This window comes from Jatrophihabitans fulvus (assembly GCF_054781375.1).
In genome coordinates this window covers 216,431-235,196 of record NZ_BAAGUN010000001.1, presented here as the reverse complement: position 1 = coordinate 235,196, position 18,766 = coordinate 216,431, and the positions used below count along the sequence as shown (strand labels likewise).

Here is an 18,766-nt window from a genome sequence, read left to right as displayed (position 1 = left end):
GGCAGGAACGTAGCCGCCGTCCGCGGCCGGGGGACATCCCCAATCGGCGATGCCGGTCAACGACGCCGTCGATATTCGCGGCCCGCGCTGCCAGGATGCAGCGATGGAACCGTCCGCGGCGTTGCGGCGCATGGACCTGAACCTGCTGCTGCCCCTCAACGCCCTGCTGGAGCACCGCCACGTGACCCGGGCCGCCGAGGCGGTCGGCATCGGCCAGTCGGCCATGAGCGCGGCGCTCGCGCGGTTGCGGCGCGCGTTCGACGACCCGCTGCTCGTCCGCAACGGACGGGCCCACGAGCTCACCCCGATGGGACGGTCGCTGGTCGATCCCGTGCGCACCACCCTGATGGCGATGGAGGACCTGCTCGCCACGCGTCCGCATTTCGACCCCGCGACCGACGAGCGGACGTTCACGATCGTCGCGAGCGACTACGTGACGCTCGTGCTGCTGCGCCCGCTGCTCGAACGCCTGTACGACGAGGCGCCGAAGGTGGCCGTGAACGTCGTGCCCGTCACCGGCACGACCGCCACCGATCTCGAGCACTCCCAGGTCGATCTGGTGATCATGCCGCGCGAGCTCGAGACCGGCTCGATGCCGAGCTTCCCCAGCCGCAGCCTGTTCACCGACCGCTACGTCGCGGCGGTGTGGAAGGACCACCGCGAGGTCGGTGACGTCATCGACCGCGAGCAGCTGCAGCGACTGCGCTACGTGCGCTACTGGGCCACCACCGGCGGCGGGGCGTTCGTCGACCTCCAGCTCGCCAACCTCGGCATCCGCACCGAGGTCGCGCTGTCGACCCACAGCTTCACGCTGGTGCCGTGGATGCTGCCGGGCACGTCGCTGTTCGCCTTCGTCCACGAACGGCTGCTGCGGGCGACGTCGGTGCGGCGGGAACTGCGGGTCGTCGAGTGCGACGTGCCGCTGCGCCCCATCGTCGAGACCATGTACTGGCACCCCGTGTTCCACAGCGACCCGGCCCACCACTGGCTGCGCGAGAGCGTCACCGCGCTCGCCGCCAACCTCTGAATCCCCGGCGCGATCATCGACGGGGTCGATGACGACCATCGCCATCGGGACGTTCCTCCCGCCCGGTGCGCTCCCTAGGGTCGAGGCGTCGTCCGGCGCCGCCGCCGGCGTCGCGCAGAGCGAGAGGGAACCCGATGCCGCACCCCGACCCGTACGCGCTGGGACGATTCCGCACCGCCCGCGGCGGCGAGTTCTGCGGCGTCGTCGTCGACGCGCAGACCGTCCCGCTCATCGAGCTGACCCCGGACTTCGTCGACGTCCACGAACTGCTGGCCGACTGGCCGGTGTACAGCAAGATGCTCGACGCCGCGGTCGTCGACGCCCGGACGTCGGGTCAGTGGCAGGAGCTGGCCCGACCCGTCGACACGCTGCAGGTGCTCGCGCCCGTCGAACCGGCGCAGATCTTCCAGAGCGGTGCCAACTACAAGACGCACGTCGTGCAGCTCATGGTCGCGGCGGCCGCCGAGGCCGGTGACGACGATCCGGACGCGACCTTGTCCCGCGCTACCGACCTCATGCAGCAGCGCGCCGAACGGGGCACGCCGTACGTGTTCCTCGGCCTGCCGTCCTCGATCTGCGGGCCGTACGACGACGTCGTCCTGCCCGACATCGGGACCCAGCACGACTGGGAGCTGGAGCTGGCCGCCGTCATCGGCACCGAGGCCTACCGCGTCGACCGCGCGGACGCCATGGCGCACGTCGCGGGATACGTGATGGTCAACGACATCACCACCCGCGACCGCGTCTTCCGCCCGGACATGCCGGGCCTGGGCACCGACTGGCTGGCCGGCAAGAACTCGCCGACGTTCCTGCCCGTCGGCCCGTGGTTCGTGCCGGCGCAGTTCGTCCCGGACCCGTCCGCGCTGCGCATCACGCTGGCGTTGAACGGCGATGTCATGCAGGACGAGTCGACGGCGGACATGATCTTCGACGTCCCGCGCCTCGTCGAGCACGTCAGCGCGATCACGCCCATGCGTCCGGGCGACCTGCTGCTGACCGGGTCGCCGGCGGGCAACGGGGCGCACTACGGCCGTTACCTGCGCCCGGACGACGTCATGGACGCGACCATCACCGGCCTGGGCCGGCAGCGGAACCGCTGCGTGGCACCGTGACCGGGGTGCGCACCGTCGACGTGCACGCGCACGTGGACGTCCCCGCGATCGCCGACCTCGTGGCGGGCCGGCCGGGCCTGGCGGCCGAACAGGCCGCTCAGCTCGCCACGTTCGGCGCCGAGTCGACGCGGCTCAACATCGAACTCGCCACGACGAGCTACCGCCCGCTGCTCGACGACGTCGCGGTCCGCCTCGAGCGGATGGACGCCGGCGGTGTCGACGTGCAGGCCGTCAGCGTGGTGCCGACGCTCTACCACTACTGGGCCGACGAAGCCCTTGCCGCCGACGTCGTCGCGGCGGCGAACGACGAGATTGCGCGCTTCTGCTCGAAAGAACCGGACCGGTTCGTCGGACTCGCCGCGGCATCGCTGCAGCACCCCGAGCTCGCCGCCGACCAGCTGCGAGCGGCCGCGGCCCACGGCCTGCGGGGCGTCGAGATCTCGACCAGCGTCGCCGGTCGCGAGCTCTCGGACCGGTCCCTGGACCCGTTCTGGGCCGCCGCCGAGTCGCTCGGGTCCTTCGTGTTCATCCACCCGTGGGGCTGCAGCCTGGGGTCCCGGCTGGCGACGTCCTACCTGGGCAACGTGGTCGGCAACCCGACCGAGACCACCGTCGCGCTCAGCCACCTGGTCTTCGGGGGCGTCCTCGACCGCTTCCCCGGGCTCACGGTCTGCGGTGCCCACGGCGGCGGGTACTTCCCGCACTACCTGGGCCGGGCCGACCACGCCTTCGCCGCACGACCGGAGAGCCGCACGATGCAGCGCGAGCCGAGCGCCTACCTCGACCGGTTGTACTTCGACTCGCTCGTCTACTCCCCCGGCGAGTTGACCCGGCTGGTGCAGGCCGTCGGCGCCGACCACGTGGTCGTCGGCACCGACTACCCCTTCGACATGGGCGTTCCGGACCCGATCGCCCGCCTGGACGCCATCGGCCTCCCGGCGGCCGAGCGGGACGCCGTCGCCGGGGCGACGGCATCCCGCCTGCTGCGGATCCGGACGGGGACCTAGACGGCGGCCGCGACCATGCCGAGCTGCGCCGTCAGGTCGGCGACGAGGGCGGGCAGCCCGTCCACCGTCGCGGCCGTGCCGAACAGGTAGAAGTCCGGGCGCGCGACGAACACGGCGTGCCCGCCCGCGGCGAACCACTCCAGGTACTTGCCCTCGACGTCGACGACCTGGGTGACGTCGGGCAGCGCCTGCGGGTGCGCACCCTCGGGCAGGAACTGCACCACCCGCGCGCCGAGGAGGCGCACGGCGGCCAGCGTGCCGTCGTCGAGCACCGCGGACGGGTCCGCGACGCACCCGATCACGAATCCGGTGCCGACGACCTGGTCGAACCGCCCGGTCGTCCCCGCCGCGTCCCGGACGCGCGCCTGGATGCCGAGCTGCCCGGCCGGACCCTCGGGGGCACCGTCGGCCGCCGTACGCACGATGCCCGGCCCGAGCACGGGCGGCGGGACGGGTCCCAGCGCGAGGTCGGGACGCCCACCGGCCGCCAGCATCCGCGCGTCGCGCGCCGCGACCGCCTCGGGATCGGTCAGGCAGATGACGTTGCCCAGCGCGACCGACATGCCGATCGAGTGCTGCACGTGGGCCGACCGCTCGCTCGTGTACGTGTCGAGCAGGGAGTCGTCGGCACGACCGGTCAGCACGAGGTCGAGCTTCCACGCCAGGTTCGCGGTGTCGCGGATGCCCGAGCACATGCCCTGGCCCGCGAACGGCGGCATCAGGTGCGCGGCGTCGCCGGCGACCATCACCCGTCCGATGCGCCAGCGATCGGCCCACCGCGCCTGGAAGGTGTAGACGGTGTGGCGCTCGAGCGTGGCGTTGCCCGGGTGGACGTCCCACGGTTCGAGCAGGCGCCACGCCGTGCTCTCGGTGTTGAGCTGCTCGACCGTCTCGTCCGGCAGCCGCAGGAACTCCCACCGCCGGCGGCCCGGGCCTCCGGAGACCCGCGTCGTGGGCCGCACCGGATCGCACACCTGCAGGTTGGACGGCTCCCACACCCGGGTCGGATCGTGCGGGATCACGTCGACGATCAGCCAGTCGTAGAAGAAGCCGAGGTCGGTGACGGTGGTGTCCATGCGACTGCGGACGAAACTGTTGGCCCCGTCGCACCCGACGACGTAGCGGGCGCTCGTCCGTGTCTCGACACCGTCGTCGTCGACCGCGGTGACGACCACGTGGTCGCCGCGGTCGTCGACGTCGACGGCCCGCAGGCCGCGCCGCACCGTGACGGTCTCGAACGACTCCGCCTCGGCGCCGAGGGTCGCCTCGAGCTCCGGCTGACCGAACATGTTCGCGGTGCACCAGCCGCTCGGGCCGGCGGACGACCAGTCGAAGTGCAGCAGGGTCTCGCCCGCCGCGTTCTGCCAGTCGTAGTCGCGTCCCGGTTCGGACAGCGTCTCGATGCGGTCGGCGAGGCCGGCGTCGGCCAGCACGCGGGCGATCTCGTCGTCGAAGTGGACGGCGCGCGGCCGCGGGTACGGCGCCTTCCACCGTTCGAGCACGCCGACCCGGTGGCCGTGCCGCGCCAGCAGGATGGCGAGGGTCTGTCCGACCGGCCCGTAGCCCACGACGAGGACGTCGACGTCGGTGTCGGTCCCGTCCGCGTTCATGACCGGTGCGCTCCGGTCATGAGGGCGGCGAGGTCGTCGGGCGCGAGGAACGACGGCGGCGGCGGCGGACCCCAGTTGTAGAGCCCGCGCATGCCCTCCCAGGTCTGCGGCGTCCACAGCGCGTCGTCGACGATGCAGTCGAGGTCGGAGTAGTACTCGCTGAAGTTGCCCGCGGGGTCCTTGAGGTACCAGAAGAAGTTCGACCCGACGTGATGGCGCCCGAGGCCCCACACGTGCCGCGACGGGTCCTTCTCGAGCATGGCGGTCGCGCCGCGGCCGACCTCGTCGACGTCCTCCACCTGCCACGACGTGTGGTGCAGGAACGCCAGCGGCGCCTGCTGCACGAGCACGTTGTGGTGGTCGGTGGAGCACCGCAGGAAGGCGGCCAGACCGGGGACGGTGTCGCTGATGCGGAATCCGAGCCCCTCGGTGAACAGCCGCTGCGACGCCACCTGGTCGGTGGAGCCGAGCACGACGTGACCGAGCTTGCGCGGCCGCACCCGCTCGGTGCGCAGCACTCCGGCCGCGCGCACGTCGGGCCGCACCAGGTGACCCGGCCCGTTGTAGGGCGGCGGCGCGATGTCGGGCTGCGCGAGGCGAGGGGCGATCTCGACGACGACCGTGACCTCGGTGCCGGGGTCGTACGTGCGGACGGACGTCGCGTCGGTCTGCGCCGGCAGGTCGAGGCGGGCCAGGGCGGCGGACACCCGTTCGATGTCGTCGGCGTCGTCGGCGCCGACGCGCAGCTCGACGAGCCGGCGGCGGGCCGTGGCCACGATGCGCAGCTGCTCACCGCCGTCGACCGTCGCGAAGCCGTGACCGTCGGCCGTCGCACCGGTCGGTCGCAGGCCGAAGTCCTCGTAGTACTCGGCACCGGCGCCGGGGTCGGGGACGCCGATGGTGATCTGCGTCAGGCCGTGCAGGCTCACGACCGGCCTCCCCGGACGGACGGGTGGTGCGGCCCGGCCACCATCGGGTTGCGCAGCTCCCCGACGCCCTCGATGTGGCTGCGCAGGAGCTGGCCCGGTTCGAGGAACCGCTTGGGCTCGCGCGCGTTGCCGACCCCGGACGGCGTGCCCGTGAAGATGATGTCGCCGGGCAGCAGCGGGCACACCGCGGACAGCTTGGCCACGAGCTCGGGCACGTCGAAGATCAACGAGCTGGTGCGCCCGAGCTGCAGCACCTCGTCGCCGACGCCGCACCCCAGTTCGAGGTCGTCGCGGTTCGGCACCTCGTCCGGTGTCACCAGATAGGGCCCGACCGGCGCGAAGCCGGGGTACGACTTGCCCAGCGAGAACTGCGGGACCGGCCCGATCAGCTGCACCACGCGCTCGGACAGGTCCTGTCCGACCATCAGGCCGGCGACGTGGTCCCACGCCGCCGCCTCGTCGACCTCGTACGCGCGACGCCCGATCGCGACGACGAGCTCGACCTCCCAGTCGACGTTGGCACTCGGCAGCACGACGGTGTCGTCGGGGCCCGTGATCGAGCTGGGGAACTTGGTGAAGACGGCCGGCGCCGGCGGGCGGCCCATCTTCGACTCGTCGATGTGGTCGCCGTAGTTGAGCCCGATCGCGAACACCTGGCGCGGCGCGGGGGTCGGCGCCCCGAGATCGGCGCGGTCGATCGCGATGTCGCCGCGGCCGAGCCGGCCCTCGCCCCACGCGCGGACGTCGTCCCACTGCTCGAGCACGGCCTGCGGGTCGGCCGGGAAGCGGCCGTCGCTGGCCTTCTCGACGTCGAGTCCGACGAGGTCCTCGCCGGGAGCGGAGGTGATGACGGTGGCCCGTCCGGCCACGTTGGCGATGCGCATGGAGGCTCCGTTGCTCGTGAGATGTGCCGCCATCCTGTGACCATCGAAATCGACTGTCAATAGAGAATCGATTCTTTAGCTGGTGTTATTATCTTGCCCATGGTGCGGAAGGCAGGTGGCGAGAGCCTCGCGGTCGACGTGTACGCGCAGCTGCGCAGCGACATCTTCGACCGGCGCATCGCCCCGGGCGAGCGGCTGAAGCCCGTCGAGCTGGGCGAGCGCTTCGGCGTCAGCATCAGCGTCATGCGCGAGGCGCTCGGCCTGCTCGCCGCGCAGAACCTCGTCCGCATCGAACGCAACCGCGGCTTCCACGTCACGACGCTGTCCGCAGAGGTCCTCACCGACCTCACCGCCGCCCGCAAGATCAACGAGGGGGCGGCGCTGCGGCTCTCGGTCGAGCAGGGCGGGGTCACGTGGGAGTCGGAGGTGCTGGCCGCGCACCACAGGCTCAGCGCCCAGCCGATGTACCTGCCGGGCGAGGACCACGACGGCCGGCGCACCCGCAACAACGAATGGGCGGCCGCGCACATCGCCTTCCACCACAAGCTGATCGACGCCTGCGGCAACGCGGTGCTGCTGGACATCTGCGACCGGCTGTCCGATGCCGCCGAGCTCTACCGGGCGTGGTCGGGGCCCGGCGGCGGCGAGGTCGGTCGCGACGTGGCGGCCGAGCACCGCGGCCTGCTCGACGCGGCGCTGGCACACGACGCGCCGCTCGCGGTCGAGCTCTTCGAGGCGCACGTCGACCGCACGGCGGCGATCCTGCTCGACCCCGCCGTCCTCGATCCCGCAGTCCTCGGCACCGACGTCTCGGCCGGCTGACCCGGTGCCGTCGGTGCCGCCGGTTCCGCCGGTGCTGGCGGGTGCGATCGACCTGCACGCGCACTTCCTGCCCGCCCGCTACCGGGAGGCCGCGCTCGCGCACGGCCAGGGCCGGCCGGACGGCATGCCCGCGCTGCCCGAGTGGGACGCCGCGACCGCGGTCGCGATGATGGACGACGTCGGCATCGCCGCCGCCCTGCTGTCGCTCTCGTCGCCCGGGGTGGGGTTCGTCCCCGCCGGCCCCGACCGGGCCGAGCTGTGCCGCCGGGTCAACGACGACGGCGCCGAGGCAGTCGCCCGGTTCCCCCACCGCCTGGGCCTGCTCGCGGGCCTGCCCCTGCCCGACCTCGACGCGGCACTGGCCGAGATCGACCGCGCGTTCGACGAGCTCGGGGCCGACGGCATCGGCCTGCACACGCACTACGACGACGTGTACCTCGGCGACCCGCGCCTCGACCCCGTGCTCGCCGCCCTCGACCGGCGCGGCGCCGTCGTGACGATCCACCCCGTCTCACCGTGCGGGTGGGAGCAGGTCGCCTTCGACCGTCCCCGTCCGCTGGTCGAGTTCCTCTTCGACACCACCCGCGCGGTGATCAACCTCGCGCTGTCGGGCGCGCTCGACCGGTTCCCGTCCGTCCGGTGGGTCGTGCCCCACAGCGGGGCCGCGCTCGCGGTCGTGGCCGACCGCGTCGAGCGCATCGCGCCGGTGACGAGGTCCGACGACTCCCCCGACGTCGCCGTCGTCGCCGCGCTGCAACGGCTGCGCTTCGACCTCGCCGGCGTGCCCCTGCCCCGGTCGCTCGCGGCGCTGCTCGGCCTCGTGGGACCGGATCGGCTCGTCTACGGCAGCGACTACCCGTTCACGCCGGCACCGCTGGTCGCGGCACTCGCCCGCGACCTCGCGGAAACGCCGCTGCTCGACGCCGACGGCCGAGACGCCGCGTTGCGCGGCAACGCCGAGCAGCTGTTCCCGCGGTTCACGCGGATCGGCGCCTGAGCTCCCTCGCCAGCGCGACGAAGTCGTCCAGGGCGGACGGGTCCTCGACCGCCCCGAGGCTCAGCACGTCCTCGACCTCGGCGCCGAGCAGGATGCGTTTCACCGGCACCTCGAGCTTCTTGCCGGTGCGGGTGCGCGGCACGGCCCGGACGCCGATGATCTCGTCCGGCACGTGACGCGGGGACGCCTCGCGGCGCAGCGCGGCGACGATCTGCCCGCGCAGGTCGTCGTCGAGGTCGTCCGCCACCACGAACAGCGGCATCCAGTAGCCGCCGTCCTCCCGATCGAGGCCCACCACGAGCGAGTCCCGCACCCCGGGCAGGGCGTCGACGACGTCGTAGATGTCGGCGCTGCCCAGCCGCACCCCGTTGCGGTTGAGCGTGGCGTCCGAGCGGCCGTGGAACACGACGCTGCCGCGTCCGGTGATCGTCACCCAGTCGCCGTGCCGCCAGAGGCCCGGGTAGGTGTCGAAGTACGTCGCCCGGTACTTCGAGCCGTCGGGGTCGTTCCACAGCATCACCGGCATGGTGGGCATCGGGGCGGTGACGACGAGTTCCCCGACCCGGTCGCGCACCGGGCGTCCGTCGTCGTCGAACGCGTCGATCGCGACCCCGAGCGCGGCGCAGGAGATCTCGCCCGGCCAGATCGGCACCGTCGGCGCCCAGAAGGCCAGGGCGGACACGACGTCCGTCCCGCCCGAGGTCGAGACGAGCGGCACCCGTCCGCCGAACTGCGCGTCGACCCAGCGTGACGACGCCGCCGACAGCGGCGAGCCGGTGGCGCCGATCAGGCGCAGCCGCCGCAGGTCGTGGTCGGCGTCCGGACGCACGTCCTGCTTCTCGCAGGCCTGCAGGTAACCGGGGCTGGTGCCGAGCACCGTCACGCCGTGCTCGGCCGCCAGTTGCCACAGCCGGTCGGGTGCCGGGTGGGCGGGACTGCCGTCGTAGAGCACGATCGACGCGCCCACGAGCAGGCCGGAGACGGTGAAGTTCCACATCATCCAGTTGGTGCTCGTGTACCAGAACAGCCGGTCACCCGGACCGAGGTCGAGGTGCAGACCGCACACCTTGAGACCGTCGAGCACCACCCCGCCGTGACCGTGCACCAGGCCCTTGGGCACTCCGGTCGTGCCGGACGAGTAGAGCACCCAGAGCGGGTGGTCGAACGGCACCGGGGTCGCCGTCAGTGCGGTGCCGCGGGGCGCGCACGCGGTCTCCCAGTCGGTGGTGGGCACGCCGAAACCGGGCGTCTCGCGGCCGGGCCGCCGGACGCTCACGACGTGGCGGACGGTCGGCATGAGCGCGGCGAGCCGGACCGCCTCGTCGCGCCGGTCGTGCTCGCGCCCGGCGAAGCGGGTGCCGTCGGCGCAGATCAGCACGACGGGGTCGAGCTGCGCCAGCCGGTTCGCCGCCGCGGCGGCCGCGTAGTCGGGCGCGCAGCACGACCAGATCGCCCCGAGGCCGGCGGTCGCCAGGAACCCGACGAGCGCCGGGATCCCGTTCGGCAGGTACCCGACGACGCGGTCGCCCGTCCGCACCCCGAGGTCCTGCAGCGTCGCCTGCAGCGCGGCGACCTGCTGCTGCAACGCGGACCACGTGAGTTCGGTGGCGGTGGCGCCCTCGTCGACCGCGACCACCGCGACGTCGTCGGGGTCGCGTCCGGCGAACACCCGCGCGACGTAGTTGAGGCGCACGCCGGGGAACCAGGTGGCGCCGGGCATGCCGTTCGAGGTGAGCACGTCCTGCGGCGCGTCCGGCGCCACGTCGAAGAACGTCCAGACCCCCCGCCAGAAGTCGGCGAGGTGCTCGACCGACCACGCGTGCAGCGCCGGATAGTCGGGCAGGACGACACCGTGCTCGGCCTCGGCGCGCCGGGCGAAGCCGGCGATCGCGCTGTCGGCCGCGCGCCGCGGATCGGGTTCCCAGATCGGACGGGTCACGAGACGAGATCCGGACGGTGCTCCTCGACGTACGCCTCGAGCAGGCGCGTGGTGGTGTCGATGTGGTCGGTCAGCAGGGCCACGGCACGGGCGGCGTCACGGTCGAGGGCCGCCTGCATGAGCGCGCGGTGCTCGCCGGCGACGTCGCGGCGCCCGAGTTCACCGCGCGCCATCCCCGACCAGCGGCGGTAGAGCTCGGCCGTCTCGCGCAGCGATTCGGCGAGATCGCGCAGGCGGGCGCTCGGCGCCGCGCTCACGAGGGCCGCGTGGAACTGCGCGTGGGCGGCGGCCCATTCGTCCGACATCACCCGCTCGCCGTCGGGCGACGACGTGGGCGTCCGGGTGAGCCGGTGGTGGCTGGCCAGGACCCGCGCCTCGTACTCGACGTCGGCGTGCACGACGGCCTGGCGCAGGGCCTCGCCCTCGATCAGCACCCGCAGCGCCGACAGGTCCCGGACGTCGTCCATGTCGAGCTTGACGACGGTGAACCCCTGCTGGGGCGCGGCCACGACCAGGCCCTGCTCGGCCAGCCGCGTGAGCGCCTCGCGCACCACCGACATGCTGACGGCCTCCTCGGCGGCCAGCGCCCGGGGCGACAGGCGGGCGCCCGGCGGGTACCGCCCGGCCAGGATGTCGCCCCGGATCCGGGCGAACGCGGCGCGCGTCAGGTTCCTGGGGGCAGCTGGCGTGACTGGCATCGATGTCCTCCCGGGGCCGACGAGCCGCGGCGGCGCGGCATGCGCGCAGACGCTAGCAGCGGGTTGTCGAAATCCAGGCTCATGAGCGACTTCATGCCAAAGAATCGATTACTTGCATGAGAATCCTTGACACTGGATGTGTTCCTTTCCACACTCGGCGGACGACCGCGGGGGACAGAATCGATCACGGGTGCGTCGCCCCGGCCCGGTCGCAGCAGCCGCTCGCACCGCCTACCGAAGGACGACGCCGATGCCGTACCTGCCGTTTCCGACCCGCCGCGCGACCGCCCGCCGCATCACCCTCGGGTGTCTCGCGGTCACCGCGCTCGCCGTCAGCGCCTGCAGCAGCGCCCGCTCCGACACGCCGGGCGGAGGCTCGACCGGCACCGGGGGCGGTGGCGGCGGGGGCGGCGGCGCCGTCGTCGCGAAGGCCAAAGCCAGCCTGGCGAAGTACTCGGGCGAGGTGTCGAGCTACGACGCCGTGAAGGCCATTCCCGGCGGGGTGAAGTCGCTCAAGGGCAAGACCGTCTGGTACGTGCCGATCGGGTCGGCCGTCCCCATCCTCAACGCATTCGGTTCGGGCGTCGAGCAGGCCGTCACGAAGATCGGCATGCGGTACAAGACGTGTGACGGCAAGTTCCTGCCCACCACCATCTCGCAGTGTCTCTCCCAGGCGGCGTCGCAGGGCGCCGACGCCGTGATCACCGGCTACATCGACTACGCCCTCGTCCCGAACGCCTTCGACAATCTCGTCGCGAAGAACATCCCCGTCCTCGTCGCCGGCGAGAAGCCGAGCGCCGGCAAGTCGGACTCGCCCAAGCTGGCGTTCTACGACACCACCAAGACCATCGAGCTGCTGCAGAAGCTCGGCGCCGACGCGATCATCGCCGACAGCGGCGGCAAGGCGAAGGTGCTCTACATCGGGGTCGACGACTCGCCGCAGACCAAACAGGCCGCGATCTTCGCCAAGAAGTACTTCGCGCAGGCCTGCAAGGAATGCACCTACAAGGAGATCAGCTACAACACGGCGAGTCTCAACAAGGTGCCGTCGCAGGTGAGCAGCGCGCTGATCGCCAACCCGGAGACGACCTACGTGTTCCCCGCCCTGGACGCGGGAGCACCCGGGGCACTGAGCGGCATCCAGACGGCCGGCTACAGCAACAAGGTCAAGCTCGCCTCGACCAACGGCGCGCTCGACTCGGTGCAGCGCGTCAAGGCCGGCAACGTGCAGTTCGCCGACATCGGCTTCAGCCCGATCTACGCCGGGTGGCAGTTCACCGACGGCATCCTGCGCATGATGACCGGCGGCACGCCCGTCCCGACCACGGGCATCGTCCGCGCGTTCACGAAGGACAACGTCGGCGATCTGGAGCTGACCCCGAAGGCGTACGCGACCAACGACTGGTACGGCTCCGACGACTTCGAGAAGACCTTCCTCACCGCGTGGGGCGCGAACTAGATGTCGATCGCCCTGTCGCCACCGACGACGGTGCCGCGGCTGTCGATCCGCGGGCTCGACAAGACCTTCGGACCGGTGCAGGTGCTGCACGGCGTCGAGCTCTCGGTCCGTCCCGGCGAGGTGCACGGGCTGGCCGGGCAGAACGGCTCCGGCAAGTCGACGCTCATCAAGATCCTGACCGGTGTGTACGCGCCCGACCCCGGTGCCGCCTACGAGGTGGACGGGCAGGCCGTGCGCCTGCCCGTCCGCTGGCCGGAGGTGCGGGCGGCCGGCGTGTCGGTCGTGCACCAGGACCTCGGCCTGCTCGACCAGCTCACCGTCGCCGAGAACATCTGCGTCGGCGGCTTCCCCACCGAGCGCTTCACCGGACGGATCGACCGGGCCCGGCGCGACCGCCTCGCGGCGGACACGCTGGCCCGGCTCGGCGTCGACCTGGACCCCGCCGCCCCGGTCGGCTCGCTCGGGGCGACGGAACGCGCCGAGGTCGCGATCGCCCGCGCCATGCGCGACCACGACACGGGTGGCGGGCTGATCATCCTCGACGAATCGACCCGGGCGCTGGCCGGTGACGACCTGCGCCGGATCCACACCCTGCTGCGCCGCATCGCCGCGGACGGCGGCTCGGCCGTCCTCATCAGCCACAACCTGACCGAGCTGCGCGACGTCACCGACCGGCTGACGATCCTGCGGGACGGTCGCGTGGTCGCCGCGGGCGCGGTCACCGCCGAGCTGAGCGAGGAGGAGATCGCCCGCCGCATGCTCGGCAGCTCTCTCGCGGTCACGGAGGCGCGGTCGGTCACCAGACCGGAACGTCCCCGCGTCAGCGTGAGCGTCACCGGCCTCACCGGGCAGAAGGTGCGCGACGTCGCCTTCTCGCTCGGCGACGGCGAGATCGTCGGCATCACGGGACTTCCGGGCAACGGGTACGAGGAAATCCCCTACCTGTTGGCCGGCGCGACCCGGGCGAAGGCGGGCACGGTGCGTACCCGCAACGGCACCGTCGAGCTGCGCCGGGCGGGTGTCAGCGCGTGCATCAGGGCCGGGTTGGTGCTCGTTCCCGAGCGTCGCGACCGGGACGGGCTCGCGTTCGAGATGTCGATGCGGGACAACATCAGCCTGCCCGCGCTGCGGTCACGGGGACGGCCGTGGTTCGTCTCCCGCGGCTGGCAGCGGGCCGGCGCGGAGGACGCGGTCGGCACGCTCGGCATCCGTCCGAACCTGCCCAACATCCTGGTCAAGCAGCTCAGCGGCGGGAACCAGCAGAAGGTGCTGCTGGCCAAGTGGCTGTCGATCGGCCCGTCCGTCCTCGTGCTGCACGAGCCGACGCAGGCGGTCGACGTGGGGGCGCGCCAGGACATCCTCGCGGCGCTGCGCCGTGCCGCCGACGGCGGGATGGCGGTGCTCCTCGTGAGCAGCGAACCCGAGGACCTCGCGGCCGCGTGCGACCGCGTCCTCGTCCACCGCGAGGGCGAGGGCCTGGTGGAGACGGGTGCGGCCACGCCCGACGACCTCATCGAGCAGATCTACGGGAGGACCTCATGACCCTGTCCCACCACGACGAGACGACACGCGACACCACCCCGGTGCAGGACGCCTCGGGTGACCCGGCGGACGTCGTCGCGCCCGTGACCTCGCCGCGCCGCGGCAGCGTCCGGGGCGACCGGCTGCGTTCCGTCGGCTCGCGGTACGCACTGCTCGGCGTCTGGGCACTGATGGCGGTCGTCTACGGCGCGATCATGCCCGACAAGTTCCTCGACACCTCGACCGTGCAGTCGATCTTCGGGTCGCAGTCGGCGCTGCTCTTCCTGGCGATCGCCGCCCTGTGCACGTTCGTGGTCGGCGAGTTCGACCTGTCGTTCGCGAGCGTGATGGGGCTGTCGGCGACGATCATCCCGGTGCTGTCGACGCTGCACGGCGTGCCGCTGCCCCTCGCCTGCCTGATCGCGGTGCTCTCGGCGCTCGCGTGCGGGGTGCTCAACGCGTTCTTCATCGTGAAGCTGAAGGTGCCGTCGCTGATCGTCACCCTCGGCACGGCGAGCCTGTACCTCGGCATCGCCGAGCTCATCTCGTCCTCGACCATCGTGTCGGTGTCGAGCCGGACGTTCTCCGACATCGCACTGATGAACTTCCTCGGACTGCCGCTGTCGTTCTGGTACGGCCTGGTGCTCGCGGCGGCGTTCGCGTACGTGCTGACGTGGACGCCGCTCGGACGGCACATCGTGTTCGTCGGGTCGAACCGCGAGGTGGCCCGGCTCGCGGGCATCAACGTCGACCGCATCCGGGGCGGCAGCTACATCGTCGCGAGCCTCGTCGCCGGTCTCGCCGGCGTGCTGCTGGTGATGTCGGTGGGCGGGTTCGACCCGACCGCGTCCGCCACGTACCTGCTGCCGGCCCTCGCCGCGGTCTTCCTCGGCACCGCGATGGTGCTGCCCGGGCAGTTCAACCCGATGGGCACGTTCTTCGGCATCTACTTCCTGTCCACCGGCATCATCGGCCTGCAGTTGCTGGGCTACACCGGGTGGGTGCAGGACGCCTTCTACGGCGCCGGTCTCGTCCTCGCCGTCACCATAGCCACGGTCGTGCGCACCCGCTCCCGGGTCGCCTGACCGCCGAGTTCGGAGGAACCATGCGTTTCGTCAGAACCGCCACACCGGACGGCCCTCGCGTGGGTGTCCTCGGCACGGACGACACCGTCGCGGTCTCGCGGGACGTGTCACGGCTGGACGACCACCTCGAATCGCTCACCGCCCTCGGGGAAGCGATTCTGCGCGATCCTGCGCGAACGACGTCCCTGGATGCACTCGACCTGGTGAGACCGATCGACCCGCCCTCGATGCGCGACTTCATGGTGTTCGAGGAACACATCAAGCCGGCGTGGGCGCACCAGGGACGCGAACACGGCCCGGACGTCTGGTACGAGCAGCCCGTCGGCTACTTCAGCAACGTCGCGAGCCTGCGGGGTCCGCGCGAGGCGGTCGAGATCCCCGGCGGTTCGCAGCGGCTCGACTTCGAGCTCGAGGTCGGGGCGATCGTGAGCCGGACGCTGCGCTCGGCGAGCCCCGACGAGGCGGCCTCGGCGATCGCCGGTTACCTCGTGCTCTGCGACTGGTCGGCCCGCGACCTCCAGTTCCGGGAGATGGAGGGCAGTCTCGGCCCGTTCAAGGGCAAGGACTTCGCGTCCTCGCTCGGCCCGGTCCTCGTCACCCCGGACGAGATCGCGGGCCGCCGCTCGGGCACCGGTTACGACCTGACGATGACGGCGTCGGTCAACGGCCGCGAGTACGGCCGCGACCAGTGGTCGTCCGCCTACTGGTCGTTCGAGGAGCTGCTCAGCTACGCGTCGTGGAACTCCGTCGTCGAGGCCGGCGCGCTCGTCGGCAGCGGCACGTGCCAGGGCGGGTGCATCCTCGAGCTGTCCCTGCGGCACGGCTCGGAGCGCTACCCGTGGCTGGCCGACGGTGACCGGGTGAGCCTCGCGATCGAGGGCATGGGGTCGATCGAGACCGAGATCCGGGCGCCCGCCCGCGGACCGTGGCCGCACGTGCGCCGCAGGGAGCGCGTCGGCGGCTGACCGGACCTAGCCGGCCGGCTGCCGCACCACGTGCGGCGTCTCGTTGACCGAGCGGACGACGACACGTCCGCTCGGCAACCGCAGCACGCGGGAGATGCTCGTGTAGTCGGCGCTGAACCACATGACCTGCCGGGCACCGATGAGGTGGCCGAGGTAGGCGGAGATGAAGCCACCGTGGCTGCTCACCACGATGCGGTCACGGTCGCCGTAGCGCGCGAGCACGTCGTCGATGGCGCTGACCGCCCGCTTCTGGAAGCCGATCGTGTCCAGCTCGGGGACGAAGTCGTCGTACCGGCCCTCGGCGACGGCGAGCACGCGCGGATCGTCGGGCGCCATGTCCTCGAGTGCGTCGTACACGTGCTCGGGGTCGTCGAGTTCCCATTCCCGCAGGTCGTCGATCACCTCGGCCTGCAGCCCGAGCGCGGCCTCGATCGGCGCCGCGGTCTCACGGGCACGCCGCAACGGGCTGGTGACGACCGCGTCGACCGCGTTGATCGCCTCGCCGGCGAGCCAGGACGCCAACCGCTCGGCCTGTGTGCGCCCCAGGTCGGACAGCTCGGGGTCGGCGTGGCCCGAGACGGGAAGGCCGTGTCGGACGAGAAGCAGTTCGGTCACCCCTGCACGGTCGGTGTTACTGCCTTCGATGTCAAGTAAGTCCGGACGGGATCACGGCACGGCCGATCGCCGGCGGATCGTGTCACCCGGCCACACCTCGTCCCGCCCCACGCCGGGCAGCACCAGGGCGATCGCGCTCGGATCGGCGGTGCGGCTGCAGACCAGGTCGACCAGCGCACGCGCCCGGGCCACGACCCGTCCGTCGCGGACGATCTCGACCTCGTCGCCGTTGTGCAGACCTCCCGACCCGATCGCACCGGTCACCACCGTGCCCCGACCGGTGATCGTGAAGACGTCTGCGACGACCAGGACGACGTGCTCGGCCCCGGGTCCGCGCATCACTCGCCGATCCCGCTGTCGTGCCAGGTCTGCCGTTCGGCGCCGGTGTCGAAGAACGTATCGAGATACGCCTCGGGTTTCAGCGAACTCGTCCGCATGAGGGAGAAGACCTCGGCGCCGTCGGCCAGGTCGTCGGCCATCGTGTACACCTGCGCCAGCGCGAGGTACGTGGCATCGACGGCCTCGGCGTACTCCGCGGCCTCGGTCTCGGCGAGCGCGATGGCATGGTCGGGCCCGTCGGCGCGCCAGATCGTGACCCGTTCCTCGTAGAGGCCGGCGCCGTCGCACTCGGACCGGAACACGCAGCGCACACCGAACCACCCCGACGTCTCCACGTCGACCATTCTCCCCGGTTCGGTCAGAACGGGGGTGGGTCGGGATCTCCTACCGTCTCGACGACTGGCGGCGGCACTGGGTCGAGCCAGGGTTCGGGGTGGCCGGCGTAGTGGCGGCTGTCGGGTGAGAGCCAGTGGGTGGTGCCGTTGTGGCGAGCGGTGATCCAGCCTGCTTCGTGTTTGAGGCGGTGGTGACGGCGGCACAGGCAGTGCAGGTTGCCGGCCTCGGTGAGCCCGCCGCGGGCGGGGTCGGTGTGGTCGAAGGGGTCGAGGTGGTCGCAGTCGCAGGCCTCGGCGCGGCGGCGGCAGCCGGGGAAGCGGCAGGTGCGGTCGGTGAGTTCGACGAGGCGTTTGAGCATTGCGCCGGGCTTGTAGGTGCGGGCGCCGACGGCTTCGAGGCGGCCGCGACGGTCGATCAGCACCGGCCGCCACCACGCGGACGGGTCGGTGGCCAGGCGCATCGCCACCGACACGGGCACCGGTTCGCCGTCGATCTCGGCGACGCCGTCGGCGCCGTCGGCGCCGGCCGCCCGCCCGGTCTCGGCGGCGCGCAGCGGGACGATCACCTGGATCGGGCGCGGCTTCCCGGCCGGACGCCGCCGACCCGAGCGAGTGCGCCGCGCCGTCGCCGGATCACTCGACCGGTCGCTCGCCTCGTCGCTCGGGTGCTCGTCGGACGGCTCCGGTGCGGCTGCCGCGTTGTGGGCCTCGGCGCCGGCGGTGAGCAGATCGACCAGCACATCGGCGCGGATCTCGTCACGGGTGCGCGCGTCGTCCGGGTCTTCGGCGGCGGCGGCCACCTCGGCCTCGGTCAAAGCGTCCAGTTCGTACCGCACCCGGGCCAGCTCGTCCGCCCCGAGGTGGGCGAACAACGATCCCATCCCGTCCGGATCGGCGACGAACCGCACCCGACGCGCCTTCCGCGCGATCGCGTGCCGCCGCTCGGCTCCCTCGGGATCGACCGCGAGCAGGGCTTTGCGGCAGCGGGCCTTGAACTCCGCCACCGACAGGTGATCGCAGCGCGGCAGCACCCGCGCCTCCACCCGACCGGTGGTCTCGGCGTCGGCCAGCAGCGTGACGTCCAGCAGCACCGCCACGTGCCCACCGGTGATCCGCCCCGCCTCCAACGCGTGCAGCGTGTCGGGCAGCAGGTCGCACACCGTGCGGGCCTGCGCCAGACGCCCGGCCGCGGTCACCGGCGCGCACCGCAGCAGCGACGACACCGCCTCACGGTTCCACCGCATCGCCGGATGCTCGCGCTCGTCCAGCCGGTCGATCGCCGCGAGCGTCATCAACCGTCGCGCGTCCAGCGCGCACTGCTCGGCCTGCATCGCCTGCAACTCGTCCAGCAACGCATCCCGCGCGAGCACCACCGGCTCGACCGCCAGACCATCGCTGCTCATGTGTTCGATTCTACGAACC

The 18,766-nt window shown here is 72.1% G+C and carries 18 protein-coding genes; 9 read left to right on the top strand and 9 right to left on the bottom strand.

Annotated features, from left to right (window positions below; genetic code table 11):
- The first annotated feature begins 103 nt into the window (after positions 1–103).
- The 3 genes from ACYVP9_RS01120 (at position 104) to ACYVP9_RS01110 (ending at position 3,146) form a co-directional block, all read left to right on the top strand.
- On the top strand, positions 104–1,027 hold the full coding sequence (locus ACYVP9_RS01120) for a LysR family transcriptional regulator (protein ID WP_460602845.1): 924 nt from the start codon (positions 104–106) through the stop codon (positions 1,025–1,027).
- Between the two features lie 134 nt (positions 1,028–1,161).
- Entirely contained in the window at positions 1,162–2,139 is a 978-nt protein-coding gene (locus tag ACYVP9_RS01115) for a fumarylacetoacetate hydrolase family protein (RefSeq protein ID WP_460602844.1), read from the top strand.
- A 5-nt stretch (positions 2,140–2,144) separates the two neighbouring features.
- Positions 2,145–3,146, top strand: coding sequence for an amidohydrolase family protein (locus ACYVP9_RS01110; RefSeq protein ID WP_460602843.1), 1,002 nt, complete (start codon positions 2,145–2,147; stop codon positions 3,144–3,146).
- Here ACYVP9_RS01110 and mhpA read toward each other — a convergent pair.
- The 3 genes from mhpA to ACYVP9_RS01095 are packed head-to-tail and all read right to left on the bottom strand — an operon-like array spanning position 3,143 to position 6,569.
- Positions 3,143–4,756, bottom strand: coding sequence for a bifunctional 3-(3-hydroxy-phenyl)propionate/3-hydroxycinnamic acid hydroxylase MhpA (gene mhpA, locus ACYVP9_RS01105; protein ID WP_460602842.1), 1,614 nt, complete (start codon positions 4,754–4,756; stop codon positions 3,143–3,145). The genes ACYVP9_RS01110 and mhpA overlap by 4 nt on opposite strands.
- Positions 4,753–5,685 (bottom strand): VOC family protein, encoded by a 933-nt coding sequence (locus tag ACYVP9_RS01100; RefSeq protein ID WP_460602841.1) that lies wholly within the window; start codon positions 5,683–5,685, stop codon positions 4,753–4,755. The genes mhpA and ACYVP9_RS01100 overlap by 4 nt, the downstream gene beginning before the upstream one ends.
- On the bottom strand, positions 5,682–6,569 hold the full coding sequence (locus ACYVP9_RS01095; protein WP_460602840.1) for a fumarylacetoacetate hydrolase family protein: 888 nt from the start codon (positions 6,567–6,569) through the stop codon (positions 5,682–5,684). Before ACYVP9_RS01095 ends, ACYVP9_RS01100 begins: the two co-directional genes overlap by 4 nt.
- A gap of 99 nt (positions 6,570–6,668) precedes the next feature.
- Between ACYVP9_RS01095 and ACYVP9_RS01090 the strand changes: the two genes are divergently transcribed.
- Positions 6,669–7,391 carry a GntR family transcriptional regulator gene (locus ACYVP9_RS01090; RefSeq protein ID WP_460602839.1) on the top strand — a complete coding sequence of 241 codons (723 nt, stop codon included), beginning with the start codon at positions 6,669–6,671 and terminating at the stop codon, positions 7,389–7,391.
- A 13-nt stretch (positions 7,392–7,404) separates the two neighbouring features.
- Positions 7,405–8,388, top strand: coding sequence for an amidohydrolase family protein (locus ACYVP9_RS01085; protein WP_460602838.1), 984 nt, complete (start codon positions 7,405–7,407; stop codon positions 8,386–8,388).
- On the opposite strand, the gene ACYVP9_RS01080 is transcribed toward ACYVP9_RS01085, so the two are convergent.
- Positions 8,369–10,327, bottom strand: coding sequence for an acetoacetate--CoA ligase (locus ACYVP9_RS01080; protein ID WP_460602837.1), 1,959 nt, complete (start codon positions 10,325–10,327; stop codon positions 8,369–8,371). The two genes, ACYVP9_RS01085 and ACYVP9_RS01080, sit on opposite strands and share 20 nt — an antisense overlap.
- The gene (locus tag ACYVP9_RS01075) at positions 10,324–11,025 is read right to left on the bottom strand and encodes a GntR family transcriptional regulator (protein ID WP_460602836.1); all 702 of its coding nucleotides are present in this window, start codon (positions 11,023–11,025) and stop codon (positions 10,324–10,326) included. Before ACYVP9_RS01075 ends, ACYVP9_RS01080 begins: the two co-directional genes overlap by 4 nt.
- Positions 11,026–11,275: 250 nt before the next feature.
- Here ACYVP9_RS01075 and ACYVP9_RS01070 point away from each other — a divergent pair, with 250 nt between their 5' ends.
- The 4 genes from ACYVP9_RS01070 to ACYVP9_RS01055 are packed head-to-tail and all read left to right on the top strand — an operon-like array spanning position 11,276 to position 16,055.
- Positions 11,276–12,484 (top strand): sugar ABC transporter substrate-binding protein, encoded by a 1,209-nt coding sequence (locus tag ACYVP9_RS01070; RefSeq protein WP_460602835.1) that lies wholly within the window; start codon positions 11,276–11,278, stop codon positions 12,482–12,484.
- Positions 12,485–14,026, top strand: coding sequence for a sugar ABC transporter ATP-binding protein (locus ACYVP9_RS01065; RefSeq protein WP_460602834.1), 1,542 nt, complete (start codon positions 12,485–12,487; stop codon positions 14,024–14,026). It begins immediately after the preceding gene.
- Positions 14,023–15,090, top strand: a complete 1,068-nt coding sequence (locus tag ACYVP9_RS01060; protein ID WP_460602833.1) for an ABC transporter permease — start codon at positions 14,023–14,025, stop codon at positions 15,088–15,090. Before ACYVP9_RS01065 ends, ACYVP9_RS01060 begins: the two co-directional genes overlap by 4 nt.
- 20 nt (positions 15,091–15,110) lie before the next feature.
- The gene (locus ACYVP9_RS01055; protein WP_460602832.1) at positions 15,111–16,055 is read left to right on the top strand and encodes a fumarylacetoacetate hydrolase family protein; all 945 of its coding nucleotides are present in this window, start codon (positions 15,111–15,113) and stop codon (positions 16,053–16,055) included.
- 6 nt (positions 16,056–16,061) lie between these two features.
- Here the strand turns inward: ACYVP9_RS01055 and ACYVP9_RS01050 are convergent, their stop codons facing one another.
- From ACYVP9_RS01050 to ACYVP9_RS01035, 4 genes are read right to left on the bottom strand one after another with little or no spacing between them, the layout of a single operon-like run.
- Positions 16,062–16,670, bottom strand: coding sequence for a histidine phosphatase family protein (locus ACYVP9_RS01050; RefSeq protein WP_460602831.1), 609 nt, complete (start codon positions 16,668–16,670; stop codon positions 16,062–16,064).
- A gap of 51 nt (positions 16,671–16,721) precedes the next feature.
- Positions 16,722–17,009: a hypothetical protein gene (locus tag ACYVP9_RS01045; protein WP_460602830.1), complete on the bottom strand. Its 288-nt coding sequence runs from the start codon at positions 17,007–17,009 to the stop codon at positions 16,722–16,724.
- Entirely contained in the window at positions 17,009–17,344 is a 336-nt protein-coding gene (locus ACYVP9_RS01040) for a hypothetical protein (protein ID WP_460602829.1), read from the bottom strand. Before ACYVP9_RS01040 ends, ACYVP9_RS01045 begins: the two co-directional genes overlap by 1 nt.
- A 23-nt stretch (positions 17,345–17,367) precedes the next feature.
- The gene (locus ACYVP9_RS01035) at positions 17,368–18,747 is read right to left on the bottom strand and encodes an HNH endonuclease signature motif containing protein (RefSeq protein ID WP_460602828.1); all 1,380 of its coding nucleotides are present in this window, start codon (positions 18,745–18,747) and stop codon (positions 17,368–17,370) included.
- Positions 18,748–18,766: the final 19 nt, after the last annotated feature.

Coding starts and splice junctions, on each gene's coding strand:
- ACYVP9_RS01065 (WP_460602834.1), top strand. CDS start 12,485: ATGTCGATCGCCCTGTCGCCACCGACGACGGTGCCGCGGCTGTCGATC.
- ACYVP9_RS01120 (WP_460602845.1), top strand. CDS start 104: ATGGAACCGTCCGCGGCGTTGCGGCGCATGGACCTGAACCTGCTGCTG.
- ACYVP9_RS01035 (WP_460602828.1), bottom strand. CDS start 18,747: ATGAGCAGCGATGGTCTGGCGGTCGAGCCGGTGGTGCTCGCGCGGGAT.
- ACYVP9_RS01090 (WP_460602839.1), top strand. CDS start 6,669: ATGGTGCGGAAGGCAGGTGGCGAGAGCCTCGCGGTCGACGTGTACGCG.
- ACYVP9_RS01060 (WP_460602833.1), top strand. CDS start 14,023: ATGACCCTGTCCCACCACGACGAGACGACACGCGACACCACCCCGGTG.
- mhpA (WP_460602842.1), bottom strand. CDS start 4,756: ATGAACGCGGACGGGACCGACACCGACGTCGACGTCCTCGTCGTGGGC.
- ACYVP9_RS01055 (WP_460602832.1), top strand. CDS start 15,111: ATGCGTTTCGTCAGAACCGCCACACCGGACGGCCCTCGCGTGGGTGTC.
- ACYVP9_RS01045 (WP_460602830.1), bottom strand. CDS start 17,009: ATGCGCGGACCCGGGGCCGAGCACGTCGTCCTGGTCGTCGCAGACGTC.
- ACYVP9_RS01070 (WP_460602835.1), top strand. CDS start 11,276: ATGCCGTACCTGCCGTTTCCGACCCGCCGCGCGACCGCCCGCCGCATC.
- ACYVP9_RS01095 (WP_460602840.1), bottom strand. CDS start 6,569: ATGCGCATCGCCAACGTGGCCGGACGGGCCACCGTCATCACCTCCGCT.
- ACYVP9_RS01115 (WP_460602844.1), top strand. CDS start 1,162: ATGCCGCACCCCGACCCGTACGCGCTGGGACGATTCCGCACCGCCCGC.
- ACYVP9_RS01075 (WP_460602836.1), bottom strand. CDS start 11,025: ATGCCAGTCACGCCAGCTGCCCCCAGGAACCTGACGCGCGCCGCGTTC.